This is a genomic window from Bacteroidota bacterium (assembly GCA_013360915.1).
Lineage (GTDB): Bacteria > Bacteroidota > JABWAT01 > JABWAT01 > JABWAT01 > JABWAT01.
This window is the reverse complement of sequence record JABWAT010000014.1, coordinates 48,139-58,869: the sequence shown is the minus strand read 5'-3', so window position 1 is coordinate 58,869 and position 10,731 is coordinate 48,139. Positions and strand designations below refer to the sequence as shown.

The 10,731-nt window shown below is 48.6% G+C and carries 12 protein-coding genes; all 12 read right to left on the bottom strand.

The genetic code is table 11. The annotated features are described in order from the left end of the window. Positions 1-139: 139 nt before the first annotated feature. The 12 genes from HUU10_12765 to HUU10_12710 all read right to left on the bottom strand — a co-directional run bounded on the left by HUU10_12765 (position 140) and on the right by HUU10_12710 (position 10,720). Complete coding sequence (locus tag HUU10_12765) at positions 140-955, bottom strand: ABC transporter permease (protein ID NUQ82477.1); 816 nt, start codon at positions 953-955, stop codon at positions 140-142. Between the two features lie 16 nt (positions 956-971). Next, entirely contained in the window at positions 972-1,814 is an 843-nt protein-coding gene (locus tag HUU10_12760; GenBank protein ID NUQ82476.1) for an ABC transporter permease, read from the bottom strand. Positions 1,815-1,829: 15 nt separating this feature from the next. Continuing rightward, positions 1,830-2,453, bottom strand: a complete 624-nt coding sequence (locus HUU10_12755) for a sulfotransferase family 2 domain-containing protein (protein NUQ82475.1) — start codon at positions 2,451-2,453, stop codon at positions 1,830-1,832. A gap of 6 nt (positions 2,454-2,459) precedes the next feature. Next, the gene (locus HUU10_12750; GenBank protein ID NUQ82474.1) at positions 2,460-3,440 is read right to left on the bottom strand and encodes a glycosyltransferase family 2 protein; all 981 of its coding nucleotides are present in this window, start codon (positions 3,438-3,440) and stop codon (positions 2,460-2,462) included. After that, positions 3,431-4,516, bottom strand: coding sequence for a glycoside hydrolase family 99-like domain-containing protein (locus tag HUU10_12745; GenBank protein ID NUQ82473.1), 1,086 nt, complete (start codon positions 4,514-4,516; stop codon positions 3,431-3,433). Before HUU10_12745 ends, HUU10_12750 begins: the two co-directional genes overlap by 10 nt. Then, a complete protein-coding gene (locus HUU10_12740; protein NUQ82472.1) occupies positions 4,513-5,619 on the bottom strand; it encodes a glycoside hydrolase family 99-like domain-containing protein in 1,107 nt (368 codons plus the stop codon). Before HUU10_12740 ends, HUU10_12745 begins: the two co-directional genes overlap by 4 nt. Next, positions 5,616-6,434 carry a hypothetical protein gene (locus HUU10_12735; protein ID NUQ82471.1) on the bottom strand — a complete coding sequence of 273 codons (819 nt, stop codon included), beginning with the start codon at positions 6,432-6,434 and terminating at the stop codon, positions 5,616-5,618. Before HUU10_12735 ends, HUU10_12740 begins: the two co-directional genes overlap by 4 nt. Beyond that, positions 6,431-7,297: a hypothetical protein gene (locus tag HUU10_12730; GenBank protein ID NUQ82470.1), complete on the bottom strand. Its 867-nt coding sequence runs from the start codon at positions 7,295-7,297 to the stop codon at positions 6,431-6,433. The genes HUU10_12735 and HUU10_12730 overlap by 4 nt, the downstream gene beginning before the upstream one ends. Beyond that, positions 7,297-8,169: a hypothetical protein gene (locus HUU10_12725; protein NUQ82469.1), complete on the bottom strand. Its 873-nt coding sequence runs from the start codon at positions 8,167-8,169 to the stop codon at positions 7,297-7,299. The genes HUU10_12730 and HUU10_12725 overlap by 1 nt, the downstream gene beginning before the upstream one ends. Before the next feature lie 12 nt (positions 8,170-8,181). After that, entirely contained in the window at positions 8,182-9,300 is a 1,119-nt protein-coding gene (locus HUU10_12720; protein ID NUQ82468.1) for a glycoside hydrolase family 99-like domain-containing protein, read from the bottom strand. A 410-nt stretch (positions 9,301-9,710) separates the two neighbouring features. Beyond that, on the bottom strand, positions 9,711-10,178 hold the full coding sequence (locus tag HUU10_12715) for a hypothetical protein (protein ID NUQ82467.1): 468 nt from the start codon (positions 10,176-10,178) through the stop codon (positions 9,711-9,713). Then, positions 10,175-10,720: a hypothetical protein gene (locus HUU10_12710; protein ID NUQ82466.1), complete on the bottom strand. Its 546-nt coding sequence runs from the start codon at positions 10,718-10,720 to the stop codon at positions 10,175-10,177. Before HUU10_12710 ends, HUU10_12715 begins: the two co-directional genes overlap by 4 nt. Positions 10,721-10,731 lie beyond the last annotated feature (11 nt).

Here is a 10,731-nt window from a genome sequence, read left to right as displayed (position 1 = left end):
GGGTTTTACCAATCACATGTATTTTCTTTTAACTCTTAACTCTTAACTTTTAACTGGGAAAAACCCCTCACCCTTCGAGAACCTCAGGGTCCGGGTTTTTCCAATCACCAATCACCAATCACCAATCACCAATCACCATTTAAACAATATCCGCCATGACCGACTCGACCTTCCTGAAATAATACAGGCCGGCGATGAGGAGTAAAACAACCACCGAAGCCGATACAAAAATCATAATACCGGGTTCGGGTCCGCCGAGCAGGGACCAGCGGAATCCTTCCACCACACCGGCCATGGGATTCAGAAAATACCAGAACTGCAGATCAGGAGGGACCAGATTGGCGGGGTAGGCCACCGGGGTGGCATACATCCCCAACTGAACGGCAAAGGGAATGATGTGCTGAAAGTCCCTGAAACGCACCGTCAGGGCACTCAGCCAGATACCCACCGCCAAACCCGAGATCAGGGCCAATGCCAGAAACAAAGGCAGAAAAACGATGGAAGCACCAGGAGAAACACCATACCAGATCATCAGCGCGATCATAAGAACAAAGACCAGCAGAAAATCGACCAGGGACACCAGCGATTTTGAAAGGGGAATGACGAGGCGGGGAAAGTAAATTTTCGAGATCATGCCCTGAGCTCCGATGATAGATGACCCGGCGCCGCTCATGACCGAGGAAAAGTAATTCCAGGCAGTCATTCCGCAAAGAGCAAACAGAGGATAGGGAACCGATCCGGTATCGACCCGTGCCACACGCCCGAAAACCAGGGTGAAAATGGTCAGAGTGACCACCGGCTGTAGGAAGGCCCAGAGAAAACCAAGAAACGTTTGTGCGTAACGGACGCGCAGATCACGGTACGCCAACGTAAACATGAGATCGCGGTAGGCAATGAGTTCTTTCAGGTTCAGGGAAAGCCGGTTCCGGCTGGCATCGATAATGGTAGTGGGCATAAGAGTAAAAGGTTTGTCAGCTTCCCATGCGTTCAATCAGAATGGGCATGGCCAACCGGAACGCTATCAGGCCGATAAAAAGAAACAGAAAGGTGATGGCACCGATGATCAGGATTTCAGGCCAGTTGGGATACCAATGCCCCGAAAGTCCGTCCCTGCAGAGCTGAAGAATGGGGGTCACCGGATTGTAGTTGAGAAAACTCAGCCACCCTTCATGAACTTTTACCGGATAGATGACCGGGGTCAGATACATGGCAAACTGAAGCACCAGTCCGATCCCGTTCTGTATGTCTCTGACCAGCATGGAAATCGGAATCAGAAACAGACCGATGGAGGCTCCAAGGAAGAATAACAGGGCCAGACCCGGCAGGGTTTGAATGACGGGCAAACCGAAATACAATCCGAATGAAAGATACACGACCACCAGCAGGGTCAGTTTAATCAGCATGTTCACACCAATATCGATGGCAGCTGATACCAGCAGGGCCTCGCGCGGAAAATTCAGTTTGGAAAGCATGTTGGTGTTCGAACTCAGACTGTTCAGGATGCCGGTCAGGGATTCCGAAAAAAACTGCCAGAGCAATGAACCGGTGATCACAAATACCGGATAGGGAACATCGGTGTGCCCGAAGGATACAATTTTTTGCTGATTCAGAATGATCCAGATCAGAGAACTGGCAAGAGGGGGGACCAATGCCCAGAAAATGCCAAGGAACGATTGTCGGTACCGTGCGCTCAGATTCCTCACACTCAGCCGGAAACCGAGTGACCGTGAAGCAGCCAGATCTCTGAACATGCCCGAGAGTAGGGTTCCCGGGCGACGGATTCCAGCCTCAGGAGAATAAATACGTTTTTGCATATAGATGTTAAAATATTAAGATACGACCGAAAATGACGTCTTCCATGGGAAATGAAAAGAACGACCGGGCTTGTGTCCATCGTCAAATTCATACCCAAAAAGGGTGATATCGAGCCAGAAATGACGTTCAAACAGGTCGCGGGTTTTCTTTGTCTTGAAATACCTGCTGTAGTGATCATGTTCGGTCTGATTGATGGTTGGCAGTGTCCTCAGCGGAATACCGGAGGTGGTGCAAAACTGATCAAAGTCGGCCTGAAGATTCTCGAACCTGAGGATGTTGGCGACCAGGGATCCATTTCTGTCCAGCAGGATCTGAGATTGCGGGCGGGTGATATGCCTGAAATCATGACCCTCACGGGGGAGGTTCTGAAGCACCGTTTCCAATGGCAGGTTCCGGAGGGCGGGCAGGTATTTCCAGGCTGAAATAAACCGGTCCCAGGGATTCCGGACCACGGTAAAGATGTGGTAGTCGGCGTGGTGTTGTCTGACTTCACTCCACCAGGGATTTTCTGATACAACGCCGTCATTAAATGCATGCCACTCGGGATCGGCGGTGGTTAATCCGAAGGAGGAGATAATTGAACTGCCAGCGCATTTCCGCTGATGGATGAAAATGACTTTGTGTTTATGTGAGATCATGATGTTTTACCTGATACCAAGCCGGGATTGAATACGGAACTTAAAAAAACGGATAAAGGTCTTCAGAACCAGACCAACGGTATGGAAATAGGGTTGCCTGAGCACGTGTGGCAATACTGAAAGTAGCAGGGGAAAAAAGTAGTTCGGAAAAACCCGTTCCTTTTCCATATCCCCGGCCAGGGAGTCTATCCGGATGATCAATTCGTTCCGGTCCGATCTGGTTAATCCGAGACGGCGTTCCAGTTCCAGGGACAGCCGGATGATATCGATCAATCGCCGGGACCGTGAGGTGCCAGCCCTGACTGTTTCCTGATGGTGGCGGTGCAGATTCAGTGAATCGGGTAAGAAACGAAGTTGTTTCCCGGCAATGATCAGACACCAGATGAGGGTATCTCCGGTTTGTCTGAACCGGGAAAAGGCCAGATCGGAGGGAAAAAGGTCACGCCGGAATACCACCGCGCTGGCATTGGGTATGGTTGATTTTCTGAGCAGGTACTGACTTATTTCTGCTGAGCCGTCTGCCACGAATCCGGTGTTCCACCGGTCCGAACCGAAATCGGCTGTCCAGCCGAGCTGAGAACCTGCAACGGACCCGTTGGAATCGATAATGGCAGACTGACAATAGACCAATGCCAGGTCAGGATGACCGTCAAAGTAAGGAACCAGTTTTTCGAGAAAGGTGGCGTCGCACAGGTCGTCACTTTCGGCAATCCAGATCAGCGGAGCGCGTGCCAGTTGCACCCCGCGGTTCCATTGTGCAAACGGACTTCCGCTGTTTTCAGTATTAAAAATCCGGTGTGTGATTCGCGGGTCGCTGACTTCCGATAAAATCTGCCGGCTGTGATCGGTTGAGCAATCATCGAGCAGAATCAGTTCAAACTGGCTGAAAGTCTGATTCAGAATCGAGTTTAACCGGTCCGGGAGGAATCTGGCATGATTATAATTCGGAAGAATGACCGATACCGCTGGCTGGTTGGTTACAGACATCCGGCATCCCGTTTGGCATCGCGGACTGCTTCAAGCCAGGCATGACCATACCGCTGGTCTGGTTCCAGGTGACATCCTTCTGCCCATTCATTCCATGCATTGATGGCAATAAACTGATCCTCCTCTGGTTGCTGGCTGAGGGAATCTCTGAGCAGGGTGGTTACCCATTCTCTGAACAGGGCGGGATCCGGATCTAGGAACAGACTGGCACCTTGCTGGCGCCGTGCCGAATTATCCCAGGATGGACAGGCGCACCGGTACCAGCGGTAACCAGGTTTTCGTTTATTCAACATGGCTCTGACGAGTGAATCGTACCGGTACAGCCGGTTTTCAACTTTTCCTTTTTCGAGCAGTCCCATGGCAGAGAGCCATTCATACCGTCGGCCATGATACAAGCGGGGTCCTCTGATAACCTGATCGGGGGCAAATTCCAACGCAGCATCAAACCCCTCGCTTGCAGGATCTGGTCTGGGGCCCAGATTTTCGATTCTGATCAGGAACAGGTCGGGGAAGCCGGCCTTTTTAACTTCTTCACGCCAGATCCGTACCGTTTCTGCCGGATCGGGCAGCAGTTCGGTGCGGTAAACGGCCAGTACCGGGCACCCAAGCCGTTTATGATAGGCCTCTGTTTTAAAAAACGGAATGAGAAACCGGATATGCTCAAGATCATCGGCAAAGGAATAGTCCTGTTTGATCAGAATGTTGGCTTCCATTCCGTCCCAGCGCCGGGTCCAGTTTTCATTGGCCCAGCAGAAAAAGTAGGGGAATCCGGGAGCCTGTTTGGTCAACAGAAAATCGAGAGGTTCATGCAGAAGCCGCGTTCCATTAAACCAATAATGGTAGTAGATGAATCCATCAATCCCATATTGACGGGCCAGATCGGCCTGCTGGTGCCGGGTGTCCGCTAACCTGAGATCGTAAAATCCCAGATCAGCCGGTAAATGAGGCTGATAGTGTCCCCTGAATTTGGGTACACTGCGGGCAACATTGGTCCATTCGGTGAATCCGGCTCCCCACCATTCATCATTCTGTGGAATCGGATGAAATTGCGGGAGGAAAAAGGAAAAAACCTTCATGAAGCAGAATATTTCTTTTTGATTTCGAATGTTTTCTGAAGGTAGGCATGACCCCACTTCTGATCGGGTTCCAGATAGTTGCCTTCCGCCCATTCGTTCCAGGCATTGATCACCACAATATGATGGGTATCCGGTGAACTGATCTCGCGGTTGGTGATGATGTCAAGTGCTTCACCGTAATGTTCGGGTGAACAGTTATGAATAATGATACCATCCTTCCCCCGGCGTGGACTGTTATCCCAGCTGACATAGACCGAGGGTATGTATTTGTATCTGAACCGGACGCCCGTCATCAGGGGCCGGGTCCGTTTCTCATCATAGACCTTGTAGGGGTGAAAACCGAAGCCGCGGTAAATGTTCCTGAAAAACCGGCGCCAATGCCAGCCATCTTCAGATTTGAAACGAAGACGGCCCAACCGCGGATGAAAATCAAGATTGCAGTCAAATCCATGTTCCAGGTAATCAACACCAACCGAATGACTGTTGGAACCAATCAGGTAAGGTTCGGGCAGACCGGCTTCCAGACAGGCATCGGTCAGATTCTGTCTGAACCGTTTGATATCCTCGTGATGCAGGGGGCGGTAGATTATAAAAACGGGCCGGTTTTCAATTCTGATATACCGGGGGTCTTTGAAAACCGAAACCAGATACCGGCAATGCTCAATATCATCCTCGGCTGAATAGGTTTGTTCGATCAGGATGTTTTTTTCCTCTCCCAGCCACCGTCGTGACCAGGTTTCATTGGCCCAGAAAAGAGCAAACGGGAAATCAGGAGTTCCTTCCTTCACCCATTGATTGACCGGCCGTTCGAGCAGTTGCTTTCCATTAAACCAGTAATGATAAAACAGAAAGCCATCGATGCCGTAACGCTTGGCCAGACGGGCTTGTTCTATCATGGTCGGATGGTGCCTGAGATCATAAAATCCCAGATCAGCCGGGATTCTGGGCTGGTAATGCCCTTTGAACAGGGGCTTCGATCGGGTCACATTGGTCCATTCTGTAAAGCCGGGGCCCCACCATTCATCATTTTCCGGAATCGGGTGAAACTGTGGCAGATAGATGGCCCAGTATTTCAGTCGGTCGCTGGTTGGGTGTGTTTTCATTGGTGTTGTTTTTGATAACCTTCAAAATCAAAGTCATGAGTAATTATATGTCGTGTGAAGTGGGTGTCCAGTTTCAGCCAGGGGGCCAGAAGAATCAGATACATGAGCGGAAGTGATAATACATGCAGGACTTTATTCATCACCGGAATTGTTTCCTTTCCTCCATGATTCAGATCCCTGTTCACCAATTGTTCTGTCTGTGCAGCCTTTTGCTCATCCAGAGGGAGCCCGGCTTTCTGGAAAATGGATTTAATTGAATCAACCGGGTTGTCAAGAAAGTCATTGTATTCTATCACCACACGGGTAGCCGTGGTGTTTGCCAGAAAGCGGTTCATCTGCCGGTAATAAAAACGGGTGAGGGCATAAGCATAGAGAAGCGGCATTTTATCTCTTTTCCAAAGAGACACAGCAATATGATGTGGATTCCGGTTTACAATTACAAAAACCGGTCTGATTTCACGTTGTTTCAATACCTGCAGATACAGTGGAATCAGCAGGACGATCCGGGGATCTTTTATCACCATCACATCGCCGGTGAACTGATCAATGATGGTCCCCAGTCGCCTGAGGGGGGAACTGTCGGTCTTTTCAGAAGGATGATATCTGAAAAACCGGTACCAGCCGGTTTTTTGGTTGTAGAGGAAACGGGAATTAATCAGGTTGATCTTTGCATCTTCAAACAATCCGCGCGGGTTGTAATAAATTTCACCCAGCAGATTGGGACCAAGATCGGCTCCGGCCATTCCGACCGATCCGGTTACCACCGACGTTCCGGAACGGTGCATTCCCAGTATAATGATACATGTTTTGGTCATACGACTGGTTCCTGATGACGGATCATGGATCTGATTCCGTTGGGTTCAATCAATTCATACAGAACCACACCGGGTTTATACCGGGCAGGTTTAATTTTCCATGTCAGTTTGGCCATGGGTGTTCTCTGACTGTCCAGAAAGGCATGGATGTCGTCAGAATATGGTTTGTATAAACCATACAATTGAAAAAAATGAGGAATGGAAGCTTCAAAATCCACCCTGTTTTTCCAGATGGTGGCTGCCACGTGGCTCGATGAAACCACCCGTTCGAACTGGTAGTGAAACCAGTAATAGGGATACAGTTTTAACCATTTGCTGACCACGGGAGTAAACCATAACCAGGTCAGTGAAGTGGTCCGTGAGAACAGACGACCCGAAAATTTCTGGATGGAAGCCGGAGCACGGGTTGGAAAGGCATGTTCTTTCCAATACCGGTTGGAACGATTTTTCCAGTCGAGAACCAGCGGATTGCCTGGAACTGCAGCCAGAAACCACGATGACAAAAGGCGGTCGGCACCCGGATTTGAAAAGGCAAAAAATCCATCGCCCATGGCCTTGTCAATCCATTCATCCAACGGTTGCAGGCAAAGGCAGGTTGCATCGGCCCAGACGCCTCCGTACCGGCTGAGAAGGTTTACCCGAAGCAGCTCAGAGTTAGCAACAATGGACAATACCGGATCATACAAGACCGGGAAGGTCCACTCCATATAGGACTTCATGCTATTCTGGTCCAGCAATCTGAGGTCCCAACCGGGGTTCATCGATTTCCATGAATCGATGCAGGTTTTCACCAGATGGGGGGCCTGATCGGCGCCCTGATGCCAATACATCCAGAGGATGCGGGGAAGGTCGGTGTTTTGCATTAGGCGACCTCTGTAGAACGTCTGAGGCGAGGAGGCTGGTTAATTAATTCATGCAAAACAACCCCCGGTTTATATTTTTCTGCATCTATCTTCCAGGTCAGTTTTGCCATAGGCAGCAAATGTCTGTTGAAGAAAGCGATAATTTCTTCAGTCATGGGTCTGTATAGTCCGTGTTTCTGGACGAAATGAGGAAGATCGGCCGGATAGTCGTGTCTCTGGTTCCAGATGAAGGCAGCCTGTTCGTCGGTGGCCACCATCCGTTCAAACAGATAATGAAACCAGTGATACGGGTAATACCGGAGTCCCTTCCTGATGATGGGATTGAACCAGAAACGGGTTCGGGAGCGGTGGGATGATAGCACTTTTTCCACCCGGTTGAAAAGAAAGGCATTCGGTTTTTTAGCGAATGAATTCTGGTTCCAGAATGTCACCGAGGCAGAAAACCACATTTCAACCAAAGGGTTGCCTGGTTGGGCAGCCAGAAACCAGGAAGAGAGGAGGCGATCGGGGGCCGGATTCGAAAAAGCAAAAAATCCCGCACCGATGGCCCCGTGTATCCATTCATCCAGCGGACGGAGGCAGAGGCAGGTTGCATCGGCCCAGACTCCGCCGAACCGATGCAGCAATCCGATCCGCAGAATATTCGAATTTGCAACGATCGCCCGGATGGGATCATAAATGACCGGATGGGTCCAGTCCGAATAGTGTGGCAGGCTGGTCTTATCAATCAACCGAACTTCCCAGGACGGATTGAGTTTTCTCCAGGAATCAATACAGGTTTGTACCACCTGGGGTGCAGATCCTTCTCCATCGTGCCAATACATCCAGATGACAGGCGGCAGGTTTTGGTTATTTCCGGAATCCGGAGTCATTCGTTTATAGCCTTACCCGTTCGTGTATTTCTTTTTGATTTCGAGCGTTTTCTGCAGGTAGGCATGTCCCCATTTCTGGTCTGGTTCCAGATAATTTCCCTCTGCCCACTCATTCCATGCATTGATCACCACAATGTGATGGGACCCCGGCGTGGTGATTTCCCGGCGGGTGATGCGGTCCAGCGAATTCCCATAATTCTCGGGTGAGGAATTGTGAATGACAATCCCTTCCTTCCCACGTCTCGGACTGTTATCCCAACTGACGATGAGGGACGGAATGTGGTGTGGTTTAAACAGTTTCCCTTCGAGAAGTGGTCGGATTCTCACCTCATCATAGACTTTATAAGGGTGCAAACCGAACCGGCGGTAGATGTTCCTGAAGAAACGTCTCCAATGCCATCCATCCTTTTCCTGATCGGGCAGCCTTCCGATCTTTGGTTGAAAATCCAGATTGCAATCCAAACCCAGAGGCATCAGATCTTTCCATCGTGAATGACTGTTCGATCCGATCACATAAGCCGGCGGAAGCCCGGCGTCTGTGCAGGCCTGCCGAAGAATCCTGATAAAGCGGCCGATGTCTTCGTGGTGCTGGGGACGGTAAATAATGAAAACGGGACGATTGTCGATCCGTATATACCGTTCATCCTTAAACATATGAACGAGATAGGCACAATGCCGATGATCATCGGCCTCAGAATAGGTTTGCTCGATCAGAATTTTTGAATCATCCCCGATCCAACGCCGGGACCAGGTTTCATTGGCCCAGAAAAGCGCAAAAGGGAAGTCAGGTTTTCCTGAGTCGCGCCATTGGTTGACTGGTTTCTCAATCAGTTGCTTGCCATTAAACCAATAATGGTAGAACAGGAATCCATCAATTCCGTAGGATCTGGCCAGTTCGGCCTGCTTAATCATCGTCGGGTGGTAACGCAAATCATAAAAACCCAGATCACGTGGGATTCGGGGCTGATAATGACCCCGGAACAAGGGTTTCGATTTGGTTACATTTGTCCATTCAGTAAATCCGGGGCCCCACCAGTCGTTGTTTTCAGGGATGGGGTGAAACTGCGGCAGATACACCGCAAAATACTTCAGATGATCACTTCGTGGATGTGAGGTTGATTCCGTATTCATGGTTGATTAATCAGTCCGTGATCCTTACACAACGGGTCTGCTTATCATTTTCGTGTCGACCCGGAACTGAATCGGTTCCGGTCCCGGGCGATGCAGTGCCTTTCCATAATGCCGGACACCTGATTTCCTCATAAAAATGGTGCTTATGGAAGTCATTCCTGCTTTCGAACTGATCCAGCTGGTTAAACAAAACCATCCGGTCTTCACAATGTCTGGGAAAGGTAGGTTGAAGGTCAGGCCTCCAAGATAAAAGGCATTTGTAAACCGTTTCCACGAATTCAAAAGGAACGGCGCAAGCTGATAGCCATATCTACAAAAAGTAATTGAATACACCCAATTCATTCGAACCAGTATCCAAACGGAGTCTGATGCCGTAATTACGTGGCAGGCCGAGGCGGATAACGGATTCATCATTTAAAAAATTCAAAGCCTGATGAATTGGTGCGTCTATTTATTGACCGTTTCTTAATATTACTCAAGTCTCCGAAAATTCCTGATTTTATAAAGGATGAATAACGAAACTCCTTGTTGATTTCATTAACAAGGTAGTCTATCAGAAGGGATTTGGGATGATAATTGCCAATCAGCTCACAAAATGATTTACCTTTTTCCCTGAAAAGATGGGAATGATAGTGGAAAGAGATTCCATCTTTCAATGTCTCTCTGTATTGTTTTCGGTATACATTAGAATGAATTGGAATGTTGTATGCCGGTGGAAGAAATTCAGTCTTCATTCCATTAAGCAGTGATGCGATGGCAAAGCTGCTTTGTTCGATGAAGTAATAACCATCTTCAGGTATAATTTCTGATTCCATTATTTTGGTAAATACGGTGTTCCAAATATTAAAAATGCCTGTTGTCTTTTTTGTAAGAATCAAGCCAGAATTTCCTTCTTATCGATGGTTGATCGAACATATTCTGTTGGTGTGAGATTGAATAATTTGTAAATCTGTTTCCAGTAAACACTATCGTCAAGTGATTCTGTACCTATTCCCTTCACATCGACAGGTTTAACCACTACCGTGTTATCCGGAAGGTTAAAAAGTAGGGTTGGTTCATTATAAATTATCTGGTCACTATCAATAAAGACCAGTTGGTTTTCTGAAAGTGCATGTTGTGCATAATCACAGACGATGGGTTTATTTGCCAGTGGATAATCTGCGTATTGTACATTTAGTGGTATAGTCTCGTGAGTGACGTTCAGAAAATCAAATAATCTAAGCGTTTTTGCTGAAGGGGCGTGACCGGATCTTGGAGCAAAACTATAAACCGGAAGTCCGGAAAAGGCTCCACCGAACAACCTTAATGACATAACCAGCAACAATGATTGTTTTTCGAGTCGTCCATGCTCCGTGCAAATAATGATCGCAGTATTTGTTGGACCTGCTGACCCGGAAATTCCTAATTGGTTGGTGCTCATTATTTTTTTAT